Annotated in this window: 22 protein-coding genes; 10 read left to right on the top strand and 12 right to left on the bottom strand. The window is 73.0% G+C overall.

Features of this window, described 5'->3' with window-relative positions; genetic code table 11:
• Positions 1–79: 79 nt before the first annotated feature.
• From ACFC0G_RS17880 to ACFC0G_RS17870, 3 genes are all read right to left on the bottom strand, one after another.
• A complete protein-coding gene (locus ACFC0G_RS17880; RefSeq protein ID WP_376404145.1) occupies positions 80–379 on the bottom strand; it encodes a hypothetical protein in 300 nt (99 codons plus the stop codon).
• A 68-nt stretch (positions 380–447) separates the two neighbouring features.
• Positions 448–813: a hypothetical protein gene (locus tag ACFC0G_RS17875; protein WP_376404143.1), complete on the bottom strand. Its 366-nt coding sequence runs from the start codon at positions 811–813 to the stop codon at positions 448–450.
• Between the two features lie 51 nt (positions 814–864).
• Positions 865–1,818, bottom strand: a complete 954-nt coding sequence (locus tag ACFC0G_RS17870) for a LysR family transcriptional regulator (protein WP_376404141.1) — start codon at positions 1,816–1,818, stop codon at positions 865–867.
• 139 nt (positions 1,819–1,957) lie between these two features.
• Between ACFC0G_RS17870 and ACFC0G_RS17865 the strand changes: the two genes are divergently transcribed.
• The 6 genes from ACFC0G_RS17865 to ACFC0G_RS17840 all read left to right on the top strand — a co-directional run bounded on the left by ACFC0G_RS17865 (position 1,958) and on the right by ACFC0G_RS17840 (position 11,135).
• Positions 1,958–3,298: an MFS transporter gene (locus tag ACFC0G_RS17865; protein ID WP_376404526.1), complete on the top strand. Its 1,341-nt coding sequence runs from the start codon at positions 1,958–1,960 to the stop codon at positions 3,296–3,298.
• A 112-nt stretch (positions 3,299–3,410) separates the two neighbouring features.
• Positions 3,411–4,847, top strand: coding sequence for a carboxylesterase/lipase family protein (locus ACFC0G_RS17860; RefSeq protein WP_376404139.1), 1,437 nt, complete (start codon positions 3,411–3,413; stop codon positions 4,845–4,847).
• A gap of 183 nt (positions 4,848–5,030) precedes the next feature.
• Positions 5,031–7,313, top strand: a complete 2,283-nt coding sequence (locus tag ACFC0G_RS17855; RefSeq protein WP_376404137.1) for a sulfatase-like hydrolase/transferase — start codon at positions 5,031–5,033, stop codon at positions 7,311–7,313.
• A 210-nt stretch (positions 7,314–7,523) separates the two neighbouring features.
• On the top strand, positions 7,524–8,072 hold the full coding sequence (locus ACFC0G_RS17850; RefSeq protein ID WP_376404135.1) for a GNAT family N-acetyltransferase: 549 nt from the start codon (positions 7,524–7,526) through the stop codon (positions 8,070–8,072).
• Positions 8,073–8,098: 26 nt separating this feature from the next.
• Positions 8,099–9,265 carry a GDSL-type esterase/lipase family protein gene (locus ACFC0G_RS17845; RefSeq protein ID WP_376404133.1) on the top strand — a complete coding sequence of 389 codons (1,167 nt, stop codon included), beginning with the start codon at positions 8,099–8,101 and terminating at the stop codon, positions 9,263–9,265.
• Positions 9,266–9,440: 175 nt separating this feature from the next.
• Entirely contained in the window at positions 9,441–11,135 is a 1,695-nt protein-coding gene (locus ACFC0G_RS17840; RefSeq protein ID WP_376404131.1) for an alpha/beta fold hydrolase, read from the top strand.
• 75 nt (positions 11,136–11,210) lie between these two features.
• On the opposite strand, the gene ACFC0G_RS17835 is transcribed toward ACFC0G_RS17840, so the two are convergent.
• Both ACFC0G_RS17835 and ACFC0G_RS17830 read right to left on the bottom strand, forming a co-directional pair.
• A complete protein-coding gene (locus tag ACFC0G_RS17835; protein ID WP_125743993.1) occupies positions 11,211–11,648 on the bottom strand; it encodes an OsmC family protein in 438 nt (145 codons plus the stop codon).
• A 158-nt stretch (positions 11,649–11,806) separates the two neighbouring features.
• On the bottom strand, positions 11,807–12,616 hold the full coding sequence (locus ACFC0G_RS17830; protein WP_376404128.1) for a type 1 glutamine amidotransferase: 810 nt from the start codon (positions 12,614–12,616) through the stop codon (positions 11,807–11,809).
• 206 nt (positions 12,617–12,822) lie between these two features.
• On the opposite strand from ACFC0G_RS17830, the gene ACFC0G_RS17825 reads away from it, so the two are divergent.
• Entirely contained in the window at positions 12,823–13,512 is a 690-nt protein-coding gene (locus ACFC0G_RS17825; RefSeq protein ID WP_376404126.1) for a GNAT family N-acetyltransferase, read from the top strand.
• A gap of 274 nt (positions 13,513–13,786) precedes the next feature.
• Here the strand turns inward: ACFC0G_RS17825 and ACFC0G_RS17820 are convergent, their stop codons facing one another.
• Positions 13,787–14,440, bottom strand: coding sequence for a class I SAM-dependent methyltransferase (locus tag ACFC0G_RS17820; RefSeq protein WP_376404124.1), 654 nt, complete (start codon positions 14,438–14,440; stop codon positions 13,787–13,789).
• A gap of 233 nt (positions 14,441–14,673) precedes the next feature.
• Here ACFC0G_RS17820 and ACFC0G_RS17815 point away from each other — a divergent pair, with 233 nt between their 5' ends.
• On the top strand, positions 14,674–17,031 hold the full coding sequence (locus tag ACFC0G_RS17815) for a molybdopterin cofactor-binding domain-containing protein (RefSeq protein ID WP_376404122.1): 2,358 nt from the start codon (positions 14,674–14,676) through the stop codon (positions 17,029–17,031).
• Positions 17,032–17,045: 14 nt separating this feature from the next.
• Positions 17,046–17,525, top strand: a complete 480-nt coding sequence (locus tag ACFC0G_RS17810) for a (2Fe-2S)-binding protein (protein ID WP_024757086.1) — start codon at positions 17,046–17,048, stop codon at positions 17,523–17,525.
• Positions 17,526–17,621: 96 nt separating this feature from the next.
• Here the strand turns inward: ACFC0G_RS17810 and ACFC0G_RS17805 are convergent, their stop codons facing one another.
• Positions 17,622–17,999: a MerR family transcriptional regulator gene (locus ACFC0G_RS17805; protein ID WP_376404119.1), complete on the bottom strand. Its 378-nt coding sequence runs from the start codon at positions 17,997–17,999 to the stop codon at positions 17,622–17,624.
• 63 nt (positions 18,000–18,062) lie between these two features.
• On the opposite strand from ACFC0G_RS17805, the gene ACFC0G_RS17800 reads away from it, so the two are divergent.
• Positions 18,063–19,289 (top strand): MFS transporter, encoded by a 1,227-nt coding sequence (locus tag ACFC0G_RS17800; protein ID WP_376404117.1) that lies wholly within the window; start codon positions 18,063–18,065, stop codon positions 19,287–19,289.
• Between the two features lie 73 nt (positions 19,290–19,362).
• Here ACFC0G_RS17800 and ACFC0G_RS17795 read toward each other — a convergent pair whose 3' ends face one another.
• From ACFC0G_RS17795 to ACFC0G_RS17775, 5 genes are all read right to left on the bottom strand, one after another.
• Positions 19,363–20,187 (bottom strand): hypothetical protein, encoded by an 825-nt coding sequence (locus ACFC0G_RS17795; protein WP_376404115.1) that lies wholly within the window; start codon positions 20,185–20,187, stop codon positions 19,363–19,365.
• A complete protein-coding gene (locus ACFC0G_RS17790) occupies positions 20,187–21,461 on the bottom strand; it encodes a VWA domain-containing protein (RefSeq protein WP_376404113.1) in 1,275 nt (424 codons plus the stop codon). The genes ACFC0G_RS17795 and ACFC0G_RS17790 overlap by 1 nt, the downstream gene beginning before the upstream one ends.
• Before the next feature lie 226 nt (positions 21,462–21,687).
• Complete coding sequence (locus tag ACFC0G_RS17785) at positions 21,688–22,767, bottom strand: polyprenyl synthetase family protein (protein ID WP_376404110.1); 1,080 nt, start codon at positions 22,765–22,767, stop codon at positions 21,688–21,690.
• Positions 22,764–24,161: a cytochrome P450 gene (locus ACFC0G_RS17780; protein WP_376404108.1), complete on the bottom strand. Its 1,398-nt coding sequence runs from the start codon at positions 24,159–24,161 to the stop codon at positions 22,764–22,766. Before ACFC0G_RS17780 ends, ACFC0G_RS17785 begins: the two co-directional genes overlap by 4 nt.
• Entirely contained in the window at positions 24,158–25,582 is a 1,425-nt protein-coding gene (locus ACFC0G_RS17775; protein WP_376404105.1) for a cytochrome P450, read from the bottom strand. The genes ACFC0G_RS17780 and ACFC0G_RS17775 overlap by 4 nt, the downstream gene beginning before the upstream one ends.
• Positions 25,583–25,590: the final 8 nt, after the last annotated feature.

The following is a 25,590-nucleotide window of genomic DNA, read 5'->3' as shown; positions in this document are numbered from 1 at the left end:
TGCAGGGGACGTTCGCTCGGGCGATGCGGCGATGCGGCGATGCGGCGACGTGCCGTCGTCGGGGATCTGCGGGGAACGCTCAGGCTCCGTGGTCGCGGGCCGTCGCGATACCCGCCCGTACCGCTTCCAGCAGGGCTTCCAGGCCCTGCGCCCGCTGCCATTCCTCGGCCGAGTGGTGCCAAGTGTGGCGCGTCGCCGGGGTTTCGGGCGGGCCGGCGATGACCTCGACGGTCCGCCTCCCCTTCCGGTCGGGGCCCGTGACCCGCAGGTCCATGTTCCGGATGTGGAACCGCGTCGGATAGTTGCCGAAGATCTCCAGGATCCGGCCGTCGAACGTGTAGAACTCTCTACCTGCCCTGGCCGTGATCTCGTCGGTCATGGGGCGACGCTACACGCGGGGACTCGCGCCTGTCAGGCCCCCGTCCGCCGGCAGCTACGGGACAGCCCCTACGTGTACGCGTCCGTGACGCAGTCGACGGCGCATCGCCAGTGTTCGAAGCGTCGGCGCAGTGCCGCCGCCGCGTGGCATCGTTCCACCGCCGCGTAGCCGTAGCGGTCTCGCGTCACCCGCACCACGGCCTCGACCGTGACGATGGCCGGTTCGCCGTCGCCTGCGGAGCGGCGGGCCGTGGCGATCACATGGTCGGCCGCCCGCTGGAGATCGCGTGCGTACTCCCGTTGGGCGACGGACCGTGCCCGGGAAGCGGCGAACGGTCGTACGGCGCGGCCCTTCCAGACGATGCCCGCCGCGATGAGTCCCACCCCGACGAGGCCGACGAGCACGCCGATCACGATATCGAGGTTCCATCTCATCGCGCACCGCCTTCCCCCAGGACCGCCGTCCTGCTGCCGGTTGATCCGATTCTAGAGCGCGGGACGCCGCGTGCGCGGGCGTGCCCAGGAGGGTGTCCAGATGTCGGCCTCCGAGGGCTCGGCGGCGGGAGCGGACAGGTGGTCGCGGAGGGCCAGGAGCGCGGGGTGTGGATTGTCCACGGACCAGAGCAGCGAGTGCGGATAGACCGGCGTCGGGTCGTGTACGGGGATGCGCCGCAGGTCGTGGGCCTCGGGCCAGACGAGGCGCGTTCCCTCGCCGACGAAGGTCGCGAGCTCGGGGGAGTCGGCCACGGTGTCGAGGAGCGGCTCGGTCCCGAAGTCGGGGCCCGTCACCTCGATCGTGAGCCCGAACGCCGCGGCGAGGTCGGCGTAGTAGGCCGCCCACTCGGTTCCGCTGACGATCCCGGGCACCCAGATCCGGTGCCCGGCGAGCCGCGCCGGCGTGACGGAGCGGGCGGACGCCAGCGCGTGGGCCGGTCCGGTGAGGAGCTGGATCGGCTCGTCCAGGACCGGCAGGGCCCCGATGCCCTCGGGGAGGTGCATGCCGGGCATGGTGACCGCGCGGAAGGACGCGTCGATCGTGCCGGACCGCAGGGCGGCGACCGCCGCTTCGGCGTCGAACAGCGTCACGACGTCGAGCTCGATCTCCGGGTGCGCCCCGTGGAACGCGCGCAGCAGCGCCGCCGGTGCCAGCCGCCTGCCGATCACGTCCACGCGCAGCGCGCGGCTGCCCGGCCGCACGGACGCGATCGCCCGCGCCTCGGCGTGGAGGAGGGCGCGGGCGTGCGGGAGGAAGGCCTGGCCGTCGATCGTGGCCTCGGCGCCGTGCGCGGTACGGGTGAGGAGCCGTACGCCCAGCTCCTTCTCCAGGGCGGCGACGCGCTTGGAGACGGCCTGCTGGGTGATCGACAGTTCGTCGGCGGCCTGCCGGAACCGCCCCGAGTCCAGGACGGCGAGGAAGGTGCGTACGGCTTCGAGATCCACGACGCGAGCCTACAACCCTGGGTTGTCCGCTGTTGCTGATCGAGTTGTTTGCTCCCGGTATCGGGGAGTCGCTTGGATGGTGGCCGGCGACGCGCGGTTGTTCGCGGTGGTTCGACGCGTCGCGGAGAGGGGTACGGGCATGGCGGGCGGACGGGTGGCGCCGGGGCGCGATTTCGGGTGGTTGTGGGCGGCGTACGGGGCGAGCGCACTCGGCACCGGGCTCGCGTTCAGCGCCTTCCCCCTGTTGGCGATCACGGTGCTCCACAAGGGCGCCGCCGAGGTCGCCTCGCTCGCCGCCGTGGGGGCGGCCGTGGGCGCGGCCGTCGCGATCCCGCTCGGACCGTGGGTGGAGTTCCGCCGCAAGCGGTCGGTGATGATCGCGATGGACCTCGTCCGGTGCGCGGCACTGCTGAGCGTCCCCGTCGCGTACGCCCTCGGCCGGCTCGGCCTCGCCCAGCTCCTGCTCGTCTCGGTCGTCGTCGCCGCGGCCGACATCACCTTCGGCGCGGCCGCCGGTGCCTGCCTGAAGGCGCTGGTCCGACCGGAGGCCATGGTCACCGCCCAGGCCCGTCTGGAGTCCACGACCTGGACCGCCACCGTCGTCGGGCCGCCGCTCGGCGGCGCCCTCATCGCCCTCCTCGGCCCCGTCGCCACCGTGGCAGCCGACGCCGTCAGCTATCTGCTCTCGGCGGCGGGCATCCGGGCGATCCGCGGCCGGGAGCCCCGCCCCCGAAGGGCCGAGCGGTCCGGAGCACGCTTCGGCGACCTCGTCGAAGGCTGGCGGCACATCCTCGCCCACCCCCTGCTGCGTCCGCTGTTCTTCCACACCGTCCTGGTCAACGGCCTCATCATGGCCACCGCGCCCCTACTCGCCGTCCTGATGCTCGGGCCGCTGGGGTTCACCCCCTGGCAGTACGGCCTCGCGTTCGCCGTCCCCTGCCTCGGCGGCCTCGTCGGCGCCCGGCTGGCGCCCGGGCTCGTCGAACGGTTCGGCCGCCACCGGGTCCTCCTCGTGTCGGGCACGCTGCGCGTGTGCTGGCCGGTCGGCCTGGTCTTCATCCACCCCGGAGTCACCGGACTCCTGCTCGTGATGGCCGTCGAGCTGGCGCTGATCACCTGCATCGGCGTCTTCAATCCGGTGTTCGCCGCCCACCGGCTCCGCGTGACGGAGACCGACCGGGTGGTCCGGACCCTCACCGCCTGGTCGGTCACCGGCAAGGCGGTGACCGCGACCCTGACCGCCCTCTGGGGCCTGCTTGCGGGCCTCGCCGGGCCCCGGGAGGCGATCGCCCTCGCGGGCGTCCTCCTCCTGGCGACGCCGCTGCTGCTTCCTCGGCGCGAGGCCGGTGGCGAGGCCGGCAGCGAGGCCGGTGGCCAGGCCAGTGGCGAAGCCGGTCGTGAGGGCGGTAGCGAGGCCGGTCGTGAGGGCGGGGCCGAGGGCGGGACGGATACCGAGGGCGCCACCGTCCACACGGGCTGAGGGGCCGCCTCGGAACGGCGGCGCCGACATCAGGATTGACACGTGTAAGTCGACGGTGACACGCTCCTGGTCCGGCACCCGTGTCGCCCCCGCGCAGAAGGAGCAGGACCGCATGAGCACGACCGTCACCACCACCCGAGGACCCGTCCGCGGCGAACGCCGTGCCGACGGCAGCCTCCGCTTCCTGGGCATCCCGTACGCGCAGCCTCCCGTGGGCGACCTGCGGTTCGCCGCGCCCGTCCCGCCGGAGCCGTGGACGGAGCCGCTCGACGCCACCGCGTACGGCCCGACGGCCCAGCGCCGCCCCTTCGGTGAGATCGTGATCATCCCCGAGCCCACCATCCCGGGTGAGGGCGTCCTCAACCTCAACGTCTTCACCCCCGGCGCCGACCCGGAGGCCGGGCTTCCCGTCCTCGTCTGGATCCACGGCGGCGGCTATGTCGCCGGTTCCGCCGCCAGCCCCTGGTACGACGGGGCCGCCTTCAACCGCGACGGCGTCATCGTCGTCTCGCTCGGCTACCGGCTCGGCATCGAGGGCTTCCTGCACCTGGAGGACGCCCCCGACAACCGCGGCGTACGGGACTGGATAGCCGCCCTGGAATGGGTCCGCGACAACATCGCGGCCTTCGGCGGCGACCCGGCCAAGGTCACCATCGCGGGACAGAGCGCCGGCGGCGGAGCCGTCCAGACCCTGCTCGCCGTCCCGTCCGCCCGGGACCTCTTCCGTGGCGTGATCTCCGTCTCCGGCGCGGTCCTGCGCCCCGACGGCCCCGAGGTCGCCCGCGCCGCCGCCCGGCTCCTCACCTCCCGCACCGGCGTCCCCGCCACCGCGGCGGCGCTGCGGGACCTCGGCGACGACGAGATGCTCGCGCTCCAGGACCGGCTGGCCGAGGACGGCCCCGACCGCGAGGGCCTGCCGCCGATGCTGGCCCTCGCCCCCTTCGCGGACGGCGAGCTGATCCCCGTACCCGCGCAGGAGGCCCTGACGACGGGCGGCGCGGGCGACGGCGTCCCGCTGATGCTCGGCTTCACCGAGCACGAGTTCTCGATGGTCCCCGCGCCCGAGGGCGTGCCGGTGCCGCTGCTGCTCGGCGGCGTCGGCCTCGACGCCGCCCGTACCGACGCCTTCACCGAGGCGTACGCGGCGGGCGGCGAGGCCTCCTTCTTCGGCCAGGCGATGACCGACGTGGTCTTCCGCGCCCCGAACCTCGCCGTCGCGGACGCCCGCGCCGCGCGGGAACAGCCCACCTGGCTCTACGAGTTCGCCTGGCGCTCGCCGGTCATGGGCATCGCCTTCCACTGCCTCGACCTGCCCTTCGCCTTCGACGTCCTCGACTCCGAAGGCGTCGCCCCCGTCGCCGGGGACACCCCGCCGCGCGCACTCGCCGACGCCGTCCACCGGGCCTGGGTCGCCTTCGTGACCGACCAGGACCCGGGCGCCGACTGGCCGCGCTACACCTCCGACAAGCGCGCCACGATGATCTGGGACGCCGAGCCCCGGATCGCCGACGACCCGCTGAGCGCGGTCCGCGCGATCTGGCTGGACTGAGCGGGAATACTCCCGCGGAGCTCCCCGCGGACCGTGTCACACGTTCTTCATGCGCTGTGCATGGTCCGTGGGGGAGGGCGCGCGGATGATCGGCTGTGGCCCCGGGAGCCGCACGACAGTGCCCCGGGACGCCTCCTGAAGCGCCGTCAGTCGCGCCCGCCGCCCTGCCCGAGGAGCCCCGTCATGTCCAGCCGCCGCCGTTTCCTCGCCGGGTCCGCCGTCACGCTCGGCCTCGGTGGGCTCCCCGCGACCGGCGCCGTCGGGGCCGGTGGGGCCGTCGGTGCCGGTGGGGCCGTCGGCGCCGTCGGGCTCCTCGGGGCCGTCGCGGGACCGGCCGGGGCCGCCGTGCCCGAGGACACCACCCGCCCGCCGAACCTGATCGTGGTGCTCGCCGACGACCTCGGATACGGCGAGCTCGGCGCGTACGGGCAGAAGCTCATCTCCACCCCGCGCATCGACGCGCTCGCCGCCGACGGACTCCGGTTCACGGACGCCTACTCGACGGCGGCCGTCTGCGCCCCCTCCCGCTGCTCCCTCCTCACCGGACTGCACACCGGGCACGCGACCGTACGCGCCAACCCGTCCGGCGCCCAGGGCTCCCTCACCGCCGCCGACACCACCTTCGCCCAGGTGCTCAGGGCCCGCGGCTACCGCACCGGCGTGATCGGCAAATGGGGATTCGGGCCCGAGAGCGCCGGCCAGGACAGCCACCCGAACGCCCGCGGCTTCGAGGAGTTCCACGGCTACATCGACCACGGCCACGCGCACCAGTACTACCCCGAGTACCTCTGGCACAACGGCGCCAAGGAGCCCCTGCCCGGGAACGCGGGCGGCGCCAAGGGCACCTACGCGCCCGACCTGCTGCGGCAGCGTGCCCTCGACTTCCTCGACCGCCACGCCGCCGAACCGTTCCTCCTCCTGCTGACGCCGACCGTGCCGCACGCACCCAGCGACATCCCCGACACCGGCGCGTACGCCTCCCGGACCTGGACCGCCGCCAACAAGGGCCACGCCGCGCAGGTCAGCCTCTTCGACGCCCTCGTCGGCGACGTCGTCGACCGGCTGGGCGCCCTCGGACTCGCGGACGACACCGTCCTCCTCGTCACGAGCGACAACGGCCCCCACGAGGAGGGCGGGGTCAATCCCGACCTGTTCGACGCCAACGGACCGCTGCGCGGTTACAAGCGCAACCTGTACGAAGGCGGTGTACGCGTCCCCCTCGTCGCCTGGGGCCCCGGCCGCGTCCTGCCCGGCACGAGCGACCGCCCCACCCCGCTCACCGACCTCCTCCCCACCCTCGCCGAACTCGGCGGCGCACCCGCACCGTCCGACGTGGACGGCCTGTCGGCCGCGCCCCTCCTCGCGGGCGGCGGCAGCGCCGCCCACCACGACCACCTCTACTGGTTCCGCGACGAGCGGGGCGTCACCGGCCGCGCCGACGCGCAGGACAAGAAGCGGGCCACCTGGCTCGCGGAGGCGCTCCGCAAGGACCGGTGGAAGGCGGTGCGCTTCGCCCCCGTCCGCGACCACACCCTGCCCGACGACCAGTGGCAGGTCGAGCTGTACGACCTCGCCACCGACCTCGGCGAGACCTCCGACCTCGCGGCCCGGTACCCCGCGCGGGTCGCCGAACTCGTTGCGCTCATGCGCTCCTCCTGGCAGGACGAGTACCCGCGAGCCGCGTTCGGCGCGACCCTGACGATCCCTCAGCTCGCCGTGCCAGGACAGCCGTTCGCTGTCACCGCCACCCTCGCCAACGGCTCGGCACGGGCCTGGAACCAGGCCGCCGTCGCCCTGCGCGCCCCCGCGGGCTGGACCGTACGGGCCACCACGGCCACCGCCGCCGCACAGCTCGCCCCCGGCGCCCGCATCTCCGCCGCCTGGCAGGTCACCCCGCCCGCCGGCGTACCCGCCGCCACCCCGTGGACGCTGACCGCCGAGGGCACCGCCCTCGCGCCCGGCGGCCCCGTGCGGTACGCCGCGGACGGCGTCGTCACCACCCCGCCCCCGGCACCCACCCGCGACGGCTACCTCTCCGACCTGCCCTGGATCAGCGCCGTCAACGGCTGGGGCCCGGTCGAGCGCGACAGCTCCAACGGCAAGAACGGGGCCGGCGACGGCACCCCCATCGCCTTCGGCGGCACCACGTACCCCAAGGGCCTTGGAGTCCACGCGTACAGCGACGTGTCCTACCACCTCGGCGGCGCGGGGAAGCGGTTCACCGCCCTCGTCGGCATCGACGACTTCTCGGCGCGCCAGAGCTCCACGGGCGCCACCCGCGCCACCGTGTACGGCGACGACCGCGTGCTCCTCACCACCCCCACCCTGACGGCCGCCACCGGCCCCGTACCGGTGGACGTGGACGTACGCGGTGTCCGCGTCCTGCGCCTGGAGGTGACGGACGCCAACGCCAGGACGTCCTTCGACCACACCTCCTGGGCCCTCGCCCACGTCACGGTCGGCTAGGGGGTGTCTTGTCGATCAGGTCGGATCAGGGAGCGGCGTCTGGTGCCGTGGATCGCAAGGCGAAGGAGGGAGTCAACGCGGAGCGTTGGCGAGTGACGACAACGCGGCGAGGCGCGGTGCCGGACGCCGCGAGCCCGGCCTGATCGACAAGACACCCCCTAGGGCGTCTCTTCCGTCGAACTCCCGCAGGCGTGCGCTAGGTTGCCGACCATGACCGGACACGAAACCCTTGCCTGGCCGCCCGCCCCGATACGGACCGAACGACTCGTCATCCGCGCGTCCGAGCACCGGGACCGTGCCGCGTTCATCGAGCTGTTCGCCTCGCCGGAGGTGGGCACCTACGTCGGTGGCGCCCGCCCGCGCGATGAGCTCGAACGGGCGGTCCCCGAGGTGCCCGGGCGGCGCCCCGGCCTCTTCGTGATCGACCTCGACGGAGCGATGATCGGAATGATCACGCTCGACCGGCGCGACGCGGACCGTCCGGGTCACGTCCGTCCCGAAGCCGGAGAGGCCGAACTCGGCTACATGGTCCTGCCGCAGGCGTGGGGACGCGGGTACGCGGCCGAGGCATGCGCGGCGGCACTCGCCTGGTTCGCCGACGCGCGGCGCGGCGAGCCGGTGGTGCTCACCACCCGGACCGCCAACGACCGCGCGATGCGCCTCGCGGCGAAACTGGGATTCACTGAGGTCGAGCGGTTCGAGGAGTACGGCGCCGAGCAGTGGTTCGGCGTGTGGTCCCCGGCCACGCCGAACGGCTGAGCGGGAGCGGTCGGGTGACAGGGGCGATGCGGGAGTATCCGCTGGTGGGCGGGCCGGTGGAGGTACGGGGTGCGCTGGACCTGGAGAGGACGCCGGCGGGGGTGATGCCGCGCCGATTGCCGGCGTGGACCAAGGAGCAGTACCAGGACCCGTCGGTCTACGGGGGAACGGTGATGCCTTCGGGGGTGCGGCTGGTGTTCCGCACCGACGCGCGGGTGCTCGAGTTCGAGGTCCTCACCTCCACGGGGCAGCTCGACGGCGACCCCCGGCCCCGGCCGACCGGGATGCTGGAACTGACGGTGGACGGTGCGCTTTCCGGCCGCCGACGAGCTCCGTTGGGTCATGTGGTGCGGATGGCGGGCCCCGGGGCCGCGCAGCGGCTGATTCCGGGGAAGCCGGGAACGGCACGGTTCGCCGGTCTGCCGAGCGGCATGAAGAACGTCGAGCTGTGGCTGCCGCAGCAGACCCCCACGGAACTGGTGGCGCTCCGCGCCGACGGTGAGGTCCTGGCGCCCCTGCCCCACGGTCGGCCCCTGTGGGTGCACCACGGAAGCTCCATCAGCCACTGTCTCGAAGCCGACGGCCCCACCGGCACCTGGCCCGTGGTGGCGGCGTCGCTCGGGGGCGTGGAGGTGACCAACCTCAGCCAGCCGGGCAACGACATGCTGGACCCCTATGTCGCCCGGACGATCCGCGACCTGCCCGCCGACCTGATCAGCCTCAAGACGGGCGTCAACATCGTGGGCCTGGCCACCTTCCGACTGCGGACGTTCGGCCCGGCGGTGCACGGATTCCTGGACACGATCCGGGACGGCCACCCGGACACTCCGCTGCTGGTGATCTCCCCGGTGAGCTGCCCGGCACTCGACGAGCGTCCCGGCCCGACCGCGATGGGCCGGGACGGGAGGATCACCGCGCTGGGCGACCCGGCCGAGCTGGCCCGTGGGGCGTTGTCGCTGCAGGTGGTCCGTGACGAGCTGGCGAGAATCGTGGCGGCCCGGCAAGCACACGACCCTCACCTGCACCACCTCGACGGACGCGAACTGCTCGGCCCGGCCGACGTGGACGACCTACCCGATGGCCTGCACCCCTCTCCCGCCGCGTACCGCCGGATGGGCGAACGCTTCGCCGCCCACGCCTTCGCCGCCGAAGGACCGTTCCGCGCCCGCTCGCATTCGCAGCCGACCGACTAGGACGCCCGGCTGTTCTCGGTCAGGCTCTGGCCTGTTGTCCGCCTGGAGGTTTGTGCGGGGCGCTTCATCCGTTCGTGTGGCCGGCGTGGAACATCTCCCCGGGGTGATCTTGGCGGTGTGAGCATGTATCCGGCACTTTGTCGCCATCCGAATTTCACAGAAGGTGGGTACAGCCATGTCTGTCGACGGAACCCCGGAGACGCCGTTCGCGCTCAGCGCCGACGACCTCGCGAAGCTCGACGCGATCCGTGAGGCGCTGCTGGACCCGTCGCCGCGCCGGATCGGCCGTCTGGACCAGTGGGGTCTGGCCGACGAGTACGAGGTGTACGCGGAGATCGGCCTGTACTCGGAGGTCTCCCTCACGATGGCGGACGGGACGGTCCTGGACGCGTCGCTGAGCGTCCCGCGGAACCTCGCCCCCGGACAGACCTGCCCCGTAGTCGTTCTGCCCGCCCCGCTGGTCGGCATCGGACACCGGGCCTACCTCGGCATGATCGGCCGCTGGGCGCTGGGCGGCTACGTCGTCCTGGCCTACAGCCAGCGCGGTCTGGCCAACTCCACGGGCGAGATCCACGTCGCCGGTCCGCAGGACGTCGCCGACGCCACCGAGGTGATCGACTGGCTGATCCGGCAGGACGCGGTCGATCCGGACCGGATCGGCTTCTTCGGCGCCTCCTACGGCGCGGGCACGAGCCTGCTCGCGGCCGCGCAGGATCAGCGGATCAAGGCCGTCGCGGGCGCCAGCGCCTGGGCCGACCTGTTTGCCTCCCTGTACGAGAACGGCACCCGTCACCTCAAGGCGTTCGAGGCGCTCGTGACGCTCTTCGGCGAGGACCGGTGCTCGGAGGAGTTCCGCGGGATCATCCAGAAGATCCGCGCCAACACCATCGACGACCAGGTCCGGAAGTTCGCCGAGGCACGGTCGCCCAAGAACCACCTCAAGGCGTACAACGAGGCCGCGACGCCCATCCTCCTGACCACCACCTGGCACGAGACCATCTTCTCGGTGCCCGCCGTCATCGACTTCCACAGCCGTCTGACCGGACCCAAGACGCTCCTCGTCCAGGTCGGCGACCACGGTAACGCCGAGCTCCCGGGCCTGATCGGCCTCCCCGCCAAGCCCACGGACATGGCTTACCGATGGATGGACCACCACCTCGGCGGCACCGCCGGCGACGGATTGACCCCACGGTTCGACGTCCGCTCGGAGTACATGTTCAACTCCCTCTCCGACCTCCGCCACGCCTCCTGGGCCGACTACGCCCTGCCGAAGAAGCGGTTCCACCTCGCCGACGCGGCCTCCGGGCAGAGCGACGGACAACTGGTCGAGGGCACCGCGGCAGCGGGCTGGACCCGTTCGGTAAAGGCCACCGGCACGGGCACCGACATCGTCGTCGCCCCCCAGCTCATCCAGACCGGCCTGGCCGAACGCCTGGGCCTGCCCCACGTCTACAAGACGGCCGACATCGACCGCGGCCTCGCGGCGGTCTTTGTCACCGCGCCGCTGGAAAAGGCCGCGCGCGTACGGGGTGACCTGGAACTGCGGGTGACGGTGAAGCCGCAGCAGACGGACGCCACGATCGTCGCCTACCTGCTCGACCACAACCCGGCCACCGACAGGGCGCACATCATTACCCACGCCCCCTACACCTTCACCGCCGAGCAGGCCGGCCAGGCCACCACCGTGACCTTCCCCCTCCAGCCCGCCGACTACGCCCTGCCCAAGGGCCACCAGCTCCAACTGGTCATCGACACCCACGACCCCCTCTTCGCCGCCCCCAACACCACCACCCCGGTGTTCACCATCGACATCACCTCTCCCAAGGGCACCGAGTCCTACCTCGACATCCCCCTCCACCCCATCGACTGATCCAGCCCCTCGGAGCACCGGTGCGGCCCGCCCGAACACGAACGGGCCGGCCGCACCGTCCCCCCCCTTATCCGGTCAGCCCTCGAAGCCGACCGTGCCGTCCGGCAGGATCGCCTCGACGTGTGCGCCGTGCTCGACGGTTCGGCTCACCGTGCAGAACTTCTCGTGCGTCAGACGGACCGCCCGGGCGAACACCTCTTCCGCCTTCGGGTTGTTGTCCGGCAGCTCGAACTCGTAGCTGACCCTGATCCGGCCCACCCGGCCGTCGTCCTCGGGGCCCGAGACCGACTCCACCACGATCCGCAGGTCGTCGTGGTCCACGGCGCGCGCGGTCCGGTCGACGACCAGGCCGCCGCACCCGCCCATCGCCGCGAGCAGCAACTCGACCGGCGTGAACGAGGGCTGCGCGTCCGCGTCGTCGGCGGCGGCCATCCGGACCTCCGCGCCCCGGTCGTTGCGGGCGGTCCAGTTCCGGTACCCGGTGCGGACGGTTTCGATCCGGTAGTCGGCCATGGCGGTGCGGCTCCTTCGTCGTGGTGCGGTGGTGGTGGCGGTACGTCGACCGCCACACAATCCCACGGTCACCGCCCCGCCAAGCGGACGCGCCCGTCGCGCAGCCACCCCGGGACGTAAGTATCCGCACTCATGACTCAGTACTCATGAGTCATGACTCATGGCTCATGACGCATGCGGTGCGTGCGACGGGCATGGGCCTGTACGACCGCGCCCCACGCCTCGGACACCGCGCCCCAGACGGTGCGGAGTTCCGGGTCCGCCTCCCGTACCGATGCCACCACGGCCGCCGGGTCGCCGCCGTCCGCGCGGACCTGCGCGTCGTCGGCCTCCGCCCACCGGGCGACCGTGTCGGACTCCGCCTCCGGGTGGAACTGGAGCCCCCAGCCCACGGGCCCCACCCGGAACGCCTGGTACGGGCAGTCGTCACCGGTGAGCAGCGGTACAGCTCCCGCCGGCAGCCGGTCCATCTCGTCCCAGTGCCACTGCGCGGCCCGAGCCCCCTCGGGCACCCCGCCGAGTACGGGGTCGCCGTCGGCGGCGGCCAGCCGCCGCAGCGGCACGGCGCCCAGCTCGGGCCCCCGCGACCGGGTCACGACAGAACCGCCCAGGGCGTCCGCGACGATCTGCCCGCCCAGGCATATCCCGAGGAGCGGCACCTCACCGGCGACCGCCTCGCGGACGAGCGTACGGACCCGGGGCAGCCACGGGGCGGCCCCGTCGTCCCGGCAGTTGACGGACCCGCCGAGGACGAGGAGCCCCGCGTGGCCGCGCAGGTCCTCCGGAAGGGGCTCGCCCTGCCAGGCCCGCACCACGTCGAGGCGGAGACCGGCCCGTACGAGGTGGTCACCGACGAGACCGGGACCGGCGTCCTCCTCGTGCTGCACGACGAGAACGGCCGGGGTCGGGGTCGGGGCCGACGCCGTGTCGTCAGCCGCCTCGCGGGTCACAGTCGTCTCACTCGTCACGGCGGTCGCGCCTCCACACTCCGGCCCGGGACGCCCCGGGCTGTTCGATTCCCCCGAGGATCTCCGAAGAAGCCCGCCGGTGGGAGTCCCTTGGGCTGCTGGCCTGTGACAACGAACGGTGAGCGTTGTCACCGTAGATTGATCGTCAGTACGTTCGTCCATCGAAGTCCGAGCAGGTGGCGGTTGTGGGGGGTGCTGGGGTGAGGGTGCTCACGCTGACGGAGATTGCCGACGATCCGCTGGTGCTGACGCGCCGGCTGGCGCTGGAAGGCGGGTCGGAGGTGGTGTTCCGTCCACTCGTCCGGGCCGACGCGGGGCGTCTGGCCGGCTTTCTCGAGGGACTGTCCCCCGAGTCCAGGCGGTTCAGCACGTACGACGGATACGACCTCGTGGCCGCCGGCGAACTGTGTGACGCGATCGCACGCTACGACAAGCTCAGGCTGGTGCTCGAAGAGGCACCGGCCGGCAGGATCGTCGGCCTCCTCGAATTCAGTCTCGATCTCCACCCCGACGACATCGCGCGCTACCAGGAGGTTGGCATCCGCCTCGCAGTGACCGACTGCCGCTTCGGCCCCACCCTGGCCGACGACTACCAGGGGAAAGGAGTGGGAACGCGCGTCTTCCCGCTCATCGCGGATGTCGCACGGCGTCTGGGCAGGAAGAGGATCATCCTGTGGGGCGGCGTCCTCGCCGACAACCCGCGCGCCATCCGCTACTACGAGAAGAACGGTTTCCGTCCGGTCGGATCCTTCACCGGGGCGGACGGCACCCGGTCGCTCGACATGCTTCTGGACCTCGATCCGCTGCCGACGTGTGAAGGCCGCCACGCGGACTTCGGTGGCACGGGCCCCATCCCTCTCCGCGAGCAGGTGAGTAGGTCGCGCCGCCCCGGCTGAGTACGTCGACCGATACGCGGGCCGCCGCCGGCCGCTGGAATGGAGGCATGACCTCCGACGCCCGGCCCACGACCCGGCCCGCCGCCCGGCCCCTCCAGCACGTCACCGCCACCGGTACGGCCCTCGCGGTGGCCCTCGGTCCTGTGCTGCTGGGCGCGCTGCTCGTCCGGTCGGCGGGTGGCGACCCCATGGCCTCCGTCAACGCCCTCATCGCGGGCGGCGGCCAGCGCGCCCGGGTCTCCCGGGCACAGCTCCGCTCCTGCGGCGGCCGGGTTCAGTCGCGCGGCCTGCGGGCCAGCAGGAAGGCCTGGGGCGTGCTGTCGTCGGGGCCCGGCTCCCGCACCAGGCGGGCCGTCTCGACCAGGCCGGCGCCGGCCAGGAGTTCCGCGACGCGGTCCGGCGACCAGCGGTACACGTCGAGCGCGACCTCGTGACCGTACGCCCGCTCAAGCCGTACCTTCTCGTTCCCCACCTTGAAGGCGACCAGGGCGAACCCGCCCGGAGCGAGGGCGCGGTGGAACTCCGCGAAGGAGGCGGCGAGTTCGCCCTCCGGCATGTGCACCGTGGAGTACCAGGAGAGCGCCCCGCCGAGTGAGGCGTCGGGCAGGCCGAGCGCGGTCATCGACCCCACCTCGAAGCGCACGCCCGGGTACGTGTCGCGCGCCACTGCGACCATCCCCGGCGACAGGTCCACGCCGAAGACCTCCGCGCCCAGCTCCCGCAGATGCGACGCCACGCGCCCCGTACCGCACCCGAGATCGGCCACCGTGCGCGGTCCGTCGAGGGTGTTCACCTGTTCGACGAAGGCGGCGAGCATCGCCCGGTCCAGCGGCGTCGTCGCCAACTGGCCGCCGAGCAGCCGCTCGTAGTCGACGGCGACGGTGTCGTAGGAACGGCGGGTGGCGGTGAGGTGCGCGGCTTCGGTCATTGCGGCACCCTACCGGCGGCATCCCTCCGAACGGTTCCCGGAGGTCCCCCGCATGAGCGATGATCGTCGCATCGGAAGATACCCGGCGGTAGCAAGACCGGTAGCAAGACCGGTAGCAAGACCGGGAACACGACCGGGAACACGACCGGGGCCAAGACCGGGACCCATGCCGGGACCATGACGAAAGGGCACACCGCATGCCGAGGCGGCACCCCGCGCGGGACAAGGACGACATGAGCGGTATCGGGGACGGGGGCGCGCCCTCCGCGCCGCCCGCCGGGAGCGAACCCGGCATCGCCCGGCGGCGGTTCCTCGGGTACGTCCTGGCCGCGCCCACCCTCACCGTCGCCGCCCAGCTCGGCGCCGAGGCCCTCGCGCCCCGGCAGGCCGCCGCCGCGGCCCCGGCGCTCATCCCGTCCCTGCCCGGCCCCGCCGAGCTCCTGGACCTCAACGAGCTGCTGACCCTCGCGGCCCTGCCCACCAGCAACCTCATCACCATCCGCGTCGACGCCGACGGCACGGCCCACTTCGCCCTGCCCCGCGCCGAGGTCGGCCAGGGCGTCACCACCTCCAGCGCCATGATCGTCGCGGAGGAACTCGACCTGCCCCTGGACAAGGTCAAGGTCACCCTCGCCGACGCCCGGCCCGAGCTCCTCTTCAACCAGCTGACCGGCGGCTCCAACACCACCTACTCCACCTACACCCCCATCCGGGTCGCCGCCGCCGTCGCCCGCGGCCGCCTGCTGCACGCCGCCGCCCTCGTCCTCGGCGACGCCGTCGAGACCCTCACGACGAAGGCCGGCGCCGTCGTCTCCCCGGCCGGCACGCTCCTCGGCTACGGCGAACTCGCCGCGAAGGCGGCCGCCCTCGCCGACACGGCGGTGGAGGTGGAGCTCAAGGACCGCGCCGACTTCCGCGTCATCGGCACCGCGCAGCGCAGGCTGGACGCCCTCGACGCCGTCACCGGCCGCAAGAAGTTCGCGATGGACCTCCAGGTCCCGGACGCACTGCCCACGATGATCTGCCGCCCGCCCACCATCAACGGCACCGTCCGCTCCGTGGCCAACCTCGCCGAGGTCCGCGCCATGCCCGGCATCACCGACGTCGTCACCGTCTCCACCGGCGTCGCCGTCCGCGGCCGCACCTTCGGCCAGTGCGTCGACGCCGTCCGGGCACTCAGCGTCGACTGGGGCCCCGGCACCGCCGAGGGAGCCTCCGACGCCACCGTCCTGGCGAAGCTCCGCCGGGCCGAACTCCCGCTGGTGGTCCCGCCGCTGCCGCTCCTCACCAAGGCGGTCGACGCCCGCTTCACCTTCCACTTCGCCAGCAACGCCGCCCTGGAGACGAACTGCGCCATCGCGGACGTACGGGAGGACTCCGCGGAGATCTGGGCCTCGGTCAAGGCCCCGATCGTCGCCCAGGAGCAGATCGCCCTCAAGCTCGGTCTGCCGCCCACCGCCGTCCGCGTCCACGTCACCGAGGGCGGCGGCTCCTTCGGCCGCAAGCTCTTCCACGACGCCGCCCACGAGGCCGCCGAGGTCTCCCGCGCCCTCGGCAAGCCCGTCAAGCTCATGTGGCACCGCACCGACGACTTCCGCCAGGGCCGTACGCACCCGATGTCCACCTCCCGGGTCCGTGCCACGTACTCGCTCGGCGAGGTCCTCACGTACGAGCAGCGGCACACCTCCGTGGCCACCGACTTCGGGCACGGCATCGGCGAGCTGCTCACCGCCGAGGTGGCCCGGCTGCCCGTCGCCGATCTCGCCTTCTCCGAGACGATGTTCCAGCTCACCCAGGTCAGCCCCTACCACCTCGGCGTCACCACCCAGCTGCTCTCCGAGACCGACAAGGGCTTCAACACCGGGTCCATGCGCGGCATCTACTCGCCCAACGTGCGCTGTGCCCAGGAGCTCGTCATGGACGAGCTGGCCCGCCGCATGGGCAAGGACCCGTACGCGCTGCGACGCGGGCTCATGAAGGACCCGCGGGCCCGCGCCGTCCTCGACAAGGTCGCCCAAGCGGGGGAGTGGGGGCGGACGATGGCGCCCGGCACCGCCCAGGGCATCGCCGTCCACGCCGAGTACCACTCCTTCGTCGCCGTCCTCGCCGAGATCGACTGCCGTCCCGAGACCACCGGGCGGACGGTCCCGAACGCGTACACCGGGCCGCGCGTGACCAAGGTCGTGTGCGCCGTCGACGTCGGGCTCGCCGTCAACCCGCGCGGTCTGGAGGCCCAAATGATGGGCGGCATCGCCGACGGCATCGCCGTCACCCTCACGTCCGGACTCCACCTGCGCGACGGACACTTCCTCGAAGGCAGCTGGGACCAGTACTTCTACACGCGGCAGTGGAACACCCCGCCCGAGCTGGAGATCATCGTGATGCCGTCGAACGGCGAGAAGCCGGGCGGCGCGGGGGAGCTGGCGGTCGCCGGCGCCATGGCCTCCGTCGCCTGCGCCTACGGGCGGGCCACCGGCACGATGCCGACGGTCTTCCCCGTCAATCACGCCGAACCGCTCGCCTTCACCCCCCTGCCGACCGTCCCGCCCGTCCCGGCGTCGCCCACCGACGGCCGCGACCGCACCATCTGAGAGCTGGAGTCCCCGTGCCGCAGCACACCTTCATCCTGAACGGCAAGGCCGTCACCGCCGACGTCGAGGGCGACGTCCGGCTCCTCTGGGTGCTCAGGGACGTCCTCGGCGTCACCGGACCCAAGTACGGCTGCGGGGTCGGCGTCTGCCGGGCCTGTACGAGCCACCTCAACGGCAAGGCGTTCACGCCCTGCGCCGTGCCCGTCGACGACCTCGCCCCGACCGACGAGGTCACCACGATCGAGGGGCTCCCCGACACCGTGGGCAGCGACCTCCATCCGATGCAGGAGGCCTGGCTCGACCTCGACGTCGCCCAGTGCGGCTTCTGCCAGCCGGGCCAGATCATGGCGGCGGTGGCGACGGTCCGCCGGGCGCGGGAGGCCGGGCGGGAGATCACCGAGGCCGACCTCGACACGATCCGCAACATCTGCCGGTGCGGCACCTACCACCGCATCCGGCAGGCCGTCCTCGAAGGGTCCCGGCGCATGGAATGACCAGTGGTTCGTAGCGCGGAGGCATTCGGGCCGTCCGCGTCACCCTCACCGAGGAGGACGCGCGCGCAGCTCGCCGGCCTGATCGACAAGGCCCCCCTACGCCGAGCCGGCCGCCAACTTCTCCCGTACGGCGTGCAGATACTCCGCCACCGCGTCCCGGTTCCGGGTCAGGCACCGGATCCGCTCGGACATCCGGTCCCGCTCGCCCTCAAGGGTGGCCAGCATCTCCGGCGTCGCGTCCGGGAAGTGGATGACCCTCGGCTTGTTCAGGCACGGCAGGATCTGCTTGATGATCCGGGTCGGCAGACCGGCGTCGAGGAGCCCCCGGATCTGCACGACCCGGTCCAGATTCGACTCGTCGTAGACGCGGTAGCCGTTCGGCAGCCGATCGGCGACTATGAGGCCCTGCTCCTCGTAGTAGCGCAGCAGCCTGCGCGGTGTGCCGGTGCGCTCCGACAGCTCCCCGATGCGCATGGGACGCCCCCTCCCGGGACTCGCTTGACCCTCACATCAATGTGAGGGTTCGAGCATAGGTCCATGAGCAACCACGCGACAGTGGCGGCCGGTTCCGCCACGACGACCCCCGGCCACCCCAAGCACTCCGACCGACTTCCCCTCCCCGCCCTGCTCGCCCTCGCCACCGCCGTCTTCGTCACCAGCCTCACCGAGACCCTCCCCGCCGGCGTCCTGCCCGGCATGAGCGCCGACCTGGGCGTCGGCGAGGCCGCCGCCGGCCAGTCCGTCACCGTCTACGCCCTCGGCACCGCCCTCACCGCCGTTCCCCTCGCCGCCCGCACCGCCGACTGGCGCCGCAAGCGCCTGCTGCTCGCCTCGGTCGCGGGATTCGCCGCCGCCAACACGGTCACCGCCGTCTCCTCCTCGTACGCCCTCACCATGGGCGCCCGCTTCCTCGCCGGCGTCGCCGCGGGGGTGGCCTGGGCCCTGCTCGCCGGATACGCGCGCCGCCTCGCCCCGCCGCACCTCCAGGGCCGGGCCGTCGCCGTCGCCATGACCGGCATCCCGCTCGCGCTCTCGCTCGGCGTCCCGGCGGGCACCTTCCTCGGCGCCGCCGTCGGCTGGCGGGCCGCCTTCACCGCCATGACCGTCATCGCCGCCGGACTCCTCGCCTGGATCGCGCTCGCCGTGCCCGACCTGCCGGGCGAGGGCCGCGGCGGACGCGCCCCCGTCCTTCGGACGCTGAAGGTCCCCGGCGTCCTGCCGGTCCTCGCCGTCACCTTCGCCCTCGTCCTGGCGCACACCGTCCTCTACACCTACGTCGCCGCCTACCTCGGCCACCTCGGCCTGGGCGGCTCCACCGGGCTCGTCCTGCTCGTGTTCGGCGTGGCCTCGCTCGCCGGGATCTGGATCACCGGCCGGTACATCGACCGCAGGCTGCGGGCCCTGACGCTCGCCGGGACCCTCCTCGTCGCCGTCGGGGCCGCAGCCCTCGCCGTACCGGCCGGGAGCACCGCGCTCGTCCTGGTGGCCGCCGGGCTGTGGGGCCTGGGCTGGGGCGGGGCGCCGACACTGCTCCAGACGGCCGTCGCCGACGCGGGCGGGGACGCCGCCGACACCGCCCAGACGATGCTGGTCAGCCTCTGGAACGCGGCCATGGCGGCCGGCGGTCTCGCGGGCGGCCTGCTCCTCGGCGCCCTCGGCGCGGGCGCCCTCCCCTGGAGCGTCCTGCTCCTCCTGGTCCCCGTCGTCGCCGTCGTCGCGGGAGCCCGCGCCCACGGCTTCTCCGCTCACCGGACCTCCTCCTGAGTGCGGCCGGAGTGTGCGAAGGCCCCCACCGCGCCAGGGCGGTGGGGGCCTTCGTACGGAAGGAAGGGTCGGCTCAGACGGCCGGCGGGACCCGGGACGGGCGGCCCGAGCCGCGCGTCAGGACGAAACCGCCGACGCCCGCGATCGCCGCGAGGACGCCGCCCGCCACGGTCCAGATCCAGCGGTCCGACCACCAGCCCGAGGACCAGCCGTCCTCCGGGGCCGCGGCCTCCACGACGGAGGGCCGGCCCGCGTCGGCGTCCGCCTCCGCCTGGTCGGCGGTGGTCGCCCCCGGCACGAGCGGCGCGGCGAGCGAGCCGTCCGTGGCGTAGGCGCCGCCCTTGTCGAGGGTGGTCACCCCGACCCTGGCCGTGAACGGCTGGCCGAGGTCCTCGTCCGACAGGCCGGTGACGGTCAGCCGGACGTAGTAGCTGCCGGGCAGCGGGTCGTTCGCCCAGGCGTCGGCCGAGGCGCGGACCGGCCGCAGCACACAGGCGAGCGCCACCGACGCGGTCTCCTTGCCGGCCGTACGGGACTGGGTCCCGTACATGCACGGCTGACGTCGCCGCAGCCCGTCGTAGACGTCGACCCGCCAGGTGGTGGGGCCGTGCCGCAGCGCCGCGTCGGGCAGCGTGACCGTGGCGTTCACCGTCGGCCGCTGCCCGGTGTCCGCCGGGAACACCCAGTACAGGTAGTCACCCGTGGCGGCCTGCGCGGTGGCCTGCTGCCCCGGGAGGAACCTCGCGGCGGTACGGAACGTGGTCCCGGCCTCCGTCGGCCCGGCGCTCGCGCTCGGGTCCGCGGTCGGGGTGGTGTCGGCCGAGGCGCCCGGCGCCGCGAGACCGAGGAGCGCGGCGCCCGCGAGGGCGGCCGTGGCGAGCATGCGTACCGTACGCATCAGTTGGTCCTCCAGACAGCGACGCGCCAGCGGGACACCCAGCCCCAGAGCAGACCGGCCAGGAACCCGGCGAGCACGAGCACGCCGAGCAGCCACCAGCCCCGGCCGAGACCGAAGGCGGCCACGTCCGAGGCGGCCGACGGGCCGTCGACGACGTCCACCGTCAGCTCGATCGGCATGCCGGGCGTCGTCTTGACCGACGGGGGAGCGGAGAAGGAGTTGCTGACCTGGAGACAGACGGTCTCGGCGGCCGGCTTGGCGTCCCCGGGAGCGTCGTCGAGGTCCGGCTTCGGGTAGCGCAGGCCGGTCGAGATCACGTCCGTACGCCCGTCACCCGCCTCGGAGCCGCGGACGATCTCCCGGCCGTGGAGGGTGACCGCGCGCAGCAGCACCCCGTAGTCGTTGTTGACGGCCCGGTCGGCCGACACGCTGACGGAGGCGCGCAGCTCCTGGCCGGGCAGCAGGTCCACCCGGTACCAGCGGTGCTCGCCGAAGGTCTCGCGGTCGGTGTACAGGCCGGCCTTGAGCTGCGGGGCGTCGACGCACCGCGCCGCACCCTTCGTGCCCACAGGAGTGACGACCGGGTCGGCGGCACGGTCGACCAGCTGTTTCACGCGGCGCGAGAGTTCGTCGGTGCGGTGGACCGAGGTGTACGTGCCTCCGGTCGCCTCCGCGATGCAGGTGAGCTGCTGCCGGGTCTTGGCGTCCGGCACGAGGCCCAGCGTGTCGATGACAAGGTGGATGCCCTTCGCCGCGATCTCCCGCGCGACCTGGCAGGGGTCGAGGGGAGCGCAGGTGTCCTCGCCGTCCGTGATGAGCACGATCCTGCGGGTGGCGTCGCCGCCCTCCAGGTCCTCGGCCGCGCCGAGCAGCGCCGGACCGATCGGCGTCCAGCCGGTCGGGGCGAGGGTGGCCACGGCCGTCTTCGCCTCGGTCCGGTCGAGCGGGCCGACCGGGTAGAGCTGCCGGGTGTCCTTGCAGCCCCGCTTGCGGTCGGGCCCGGGGTAGTCGGCGCCGAGCGTACGGATGCCGAGCCGGACCTCCTCGGGCACCGCGTCGAGGACCTCGTTGAAGGCCTGTTTGGCCGCGGCCATGCGGGACTTGCCGTCGATGTCCTTGGCCCGCATGGACCCGCTGACGTCGAGGACCAGCTCGACCTTGGGGGATTCCTTCGCCACCGGCTCGTCGGCGGCCGCGCTCGTCGGCAGGAGCGCGGCGGTCAGGACGGCGAGCAGCGCGACCGCCCCGGTCGCCAGCCGTTTTCTCGTGATCATCGCCGGATCGTATTGATGATCCTCCGACAATCCAAAACGAGGGTGGCCTGTTCGCCCTCCAGGGCCCTTGACGTCCGGTCAGCGGTGCTCGGGGTTCGGGAACTCGGGCTTGCAGCCGGCGTCCCACACCGAGCGCATCGGCATGTGAAGACGGCGAGAGAGGCAAGAGCGGGAAGAACGGTGGAGGCGGTGGGGTCTCGGACCCTCACCGCCCCCTGTTCTGCGGTCAGACGCCGCGGTGGCTCAGGACGGCGATGGCGAGATCGGCCAGCAGGCCGACGCCTTCGGGGCCTATGCCGTCGACCGCCTCGTCCAGGATTCCCAGGCAGCGTTCACGCCGGCGGGCGATCGCCCGCCGGGTCGCGGTGAGCGCACCCGAGGCACGGACCCGGTGTGCCGCCTCTCCGGCCGGCCCGGTGCGTGGCCCTTCGCACCGGGCGAGTTCCTCCAGGAGCCGCCGCAGCCCGGGGTCGCGGCGCAGCGCCCAGAGCGTGGGGTAGGTGTAGACGCCGTTGGCGATGTCGTGCCCCACCGGCTTGCCCGTGGAGGCTTGACTCGCCGTCAGGTCGAGCATGTCGTCGAGGAGTTGGAACCCCACACCGAGATGGTGGCCGAAGCGCCCCAGGGCCCGGGTCGTGGTGGCGTCCAGTCCTGCGGCGAGCGCGCCCGTGCGGCACGCCGCGTCGATCAGGGCACCGGTCTTCCCGCCGATCGCCCTGAAGTACGACTGTTCACCGCGGTCGGCGTCGAAGAGTGTGGAGGCTTCCTCGGCCTGGCCCTCGCACAGCCGCACCAGGGTGTGGCCAAGGAGGGTTCCGGCCTCGGCGCCGAGGCCGGAAGCGGCGGCGTGCGCGTGGCCGATGAGGTAGTCGCCGGTGAGCAGGGCGCGGCTGTTGCCGGCCCGTGCGCTGATGGTCGCGACCCCGTGCCGGGTCACCGCCTCGTCCATGATGTCGTCGTGGACGAGACTTGCCAGATGCAGCAGTTCCACGGCGCGGGCACCGCTGACGGCGCGGCCGCGCGTGCTCGCCGACGGCGGGCCGGCGGCGTGCGCGACGGCCAGGACCAGCAGCGGACGCAGCCGTTTGCCGCCCGAGAAGACGTCGGCCATCGCCGGCGGGATGACCAGCGGCGCGGCGCGGACGACGGTGTCGATACCCTCCAGGCAGGCCCGCAGGTCCGCGTGCACGGTGGCGGCTCCCAGCCGCCCGGCCAGCACACCGTACGCCGCGGTGGGCCGCATGCCCTCGACGGGCGGGCGCAGGGGAGCGTCCACGAGACGGGCCGGCAGTGTCGTCTGGGTCATGACGCCACCGCCCGGGACCCGACCGGCGCGCCGCCGGTGGCCGCGCCGCGGGGGGTACGTGCTTCGACTCTCAGCACAACGTTCTCGGCACCGAGCGAAGCACGGACCAGGGGCCGTGCCGTCGTACCGGGAACGGCCCGCAGGCTGAACCGGGACGCCACGGCGGCGACCGCGAGGCACAGTTCCGTCAGGGCCACCTCGTCGCCGATGCACTTGCGGTTGCCGGCCCCGAAGGGCAGCAGTGCGGCGCGGGCGGCGGGGGAGGGGGAGCGCCAGCGGCCCGGGTCGAAGCGCGACGGATGCGGGAACACGTCCGGGTCATGGTGGAGTTGGTACGGGCTGAACAGCACCGTGGCACCCTTGGGCACCGGATGGCCCAGAAGGTCGGTGTCCTTGGTGGCGACGCGGCTGAGCAGCCACGCCGGCGGGTAGAGCCGCAGTGCCTCGAGCACGATGTGCCGCGTGTGTTCCAGGCGCGCCAGGTCCGCCGCGCTCAGGGCGCGGGCCGGCCTGCCGCGCAGCACGTCGTCGGCCTCGGCCTGCAGGGCGCGCTCGGCCTCGGGATGCTCCGACAGCAGCTGGAACACCCAGGTCAGCGCGGAGCCCGGCGGCTCGGTCGCCCCGATGAGCAGCGTCATGACCTGGTCGTGGATCTCGGCGTCGCTCAGTGACGAACCGTGCTCGTCGCGGGAGCTCACGAGGATCGACAGGACGTCGCCGTGGTCCTTCCCGGCGTCGCGGTAGGAGCGGACGGTGTCGGCGATGACGCGGTGCATCGTGGCCCGGGCCTGGTCGAAGCGGCGGTTGGCGGGCAGCGGCAGGCGGTGCACCCAGTCGGCCGGGACGAGCATGTGCCGGTAGACGCCCCGCATGACCAGCGGCATGCTCGCGACGACCTCGGTGACGGCCCGCTCGCCCAGCTGGGCACCGAACATCGTCCGTGCCGCGACCTCGAGGGCCAGCGTGTGCATCTCCCGGCCCACGTCCAGTGTCCGGCCGTGCTGCCACCGGTTCAGCGCCGTGTCGATCTGCTCGGCCATCAGCCCGGTGTAGCCGGGAAGCCGCGAGGTGCCGAACGCGGGCTGCATCAGCAGGCGCTGCCTGCGGTGCGTGGCGAAGTCCGAACTGACCAGACCGTCACCCACCAGCAGCCGGGCCTTCTCGAACAGCGGGCCGCCCTTGTCGAACGTCCGCGGATCGTGCAGCACGGTGCGCACCGCGTCGATGCCGCACGCCAGATAGGCGCGGTGGCGGCCCAGGCGCAGCGTCACGAGGTCACCGCGCCCGTTCAGCTCACGCAGGAAGGGCAGCGGGCGCCGCCACAACTGCACGGCATGGCCCACGACCGGCAGCCCGTGCGGGGCCTGGGCCGGTGCCGCAGCGGCCCAGGTCATGAACGCCCGCCCTGGTAGGGGCATTCGCCCGGTCGGGCCGAGGGCGCCGGGGTGTGATGCGCGGCGGCGCGGCGGTGCAGCACCATCGGCATCGGGCCGGGGCCGAGCGTCGCCTCGGGCAGCGAGACCCGCTTGGCGTCCGGGATCATCCGCAGCGACCAGCCCGACAGGATCGTCGCGATGACGATCATCGCCTCGTTCAGCGCGAACTTGTCACCGATGCACTTGCGGTTGCCCATGATGAAGGGCTGCATGGCGGCCTCGGTGATGTCGTCGACGCGCTCCGGCAGCCACCGGTCCGGGTCGAACGTCTCGGGCCGCGCGAACAGGTCCGGGTTGTGGTGCAGCAGGTAGGGGCTGAGCAGCACGATGGTGTCCCGGCCGATGCGGTGGCCGCCCAGCTCGGTGTCGCACGTGGTCATCCGGGTCAGCAGCCACACCGGCGGACGGATCCGCAGGGTCTCGTACAGCACCCGGTACAGATACGGCAGGCGGGGCAGGTCCTCGAACTCCGGCGGCCTGCCGGCCAGCACCTCGTCGAGCTCCGCGCACAGCTGCCGTTCGACCTCGGGGTGCTCGGTGATCAGGTGCAGGGCCGAGCAGATCGCGTTCGCCGTCGTCTCCATGCCGCCGGCCAGCAGCGTCATGACCTGCTTGTGGATCTCCGTCTCGGACATGTTCTGCCCGGAGCCCTCGTCGACCGCGCCGATCAGGATCGACATCAGGTCGCCATGGTCGACGCCCGCACTGCGGTACTGCTCGATCGTCTCGTCGACGACCTGCTCCATCCGCTCGTGCGCGAGCTGGAACTCACGGTTCTCCCGGGTGGGCAGCTTCTCCAGCAGCGAGGTCGGCGCGACCATCCGCTTGTAGACGCCGCGGTTGATGATCGGCATGCACTCCTGCACCTCGGCCGCGGCGCGCCCGCTCATCGGGTTGGTGAACATGGTGCGCGACGCGATGCGGAGCGTCACCGTGTGCATCTCGTCGCGTACGTCGCGTTCCTGGCCGTCGGCCCAGCCGTCGAGCAGCGCCGCGATCTCTTGCCGCATCACCGCCACGTACCCGGGCATCCGCGACTTGTGGAAGCCCGGCTGCATCATCCGCCGCTGCCTGCGGTGCGGCTCCCAGGTCGCCGCGAACAGCCCGCTGCCGACGAGTTGCTCGGCCTTCTCGAACAGCGGCCCGCCCTTGTCGAAGGTCCGCGGCTCCAGCAGCACACGCTTGATCAACTCGGGGTGGCAGACCATGACGGCCTGGCGGCGCCCCAGCCGGACCTCCACCAGGTCCCCGTGCCGGGGCAACCCGGTCAGGAACTCCAGCGGTCGGCGGGCAAGCGGCACGGCGTGGCCGAGCAGGGGCAGGGCCCCGGGCGCGAGCGCGTAGGACATCGTGCGGGGCGGTGGCGGGACGGTGGTCACGGCGCTCC

The organism is Streptomyces sp. NPDC056169 (assembly GCF_042268445.1).
GTDB lineage: Bacteria > Actinomycetota > Actinomycetes > Streptomycetales > Streptomycetaceae > Streptomyces.
The sequence above is the reverse complement of the archived record's forward strand: the minus strand, read 5'-3'. Positions and strand labels throughout refer to the sequence as shown.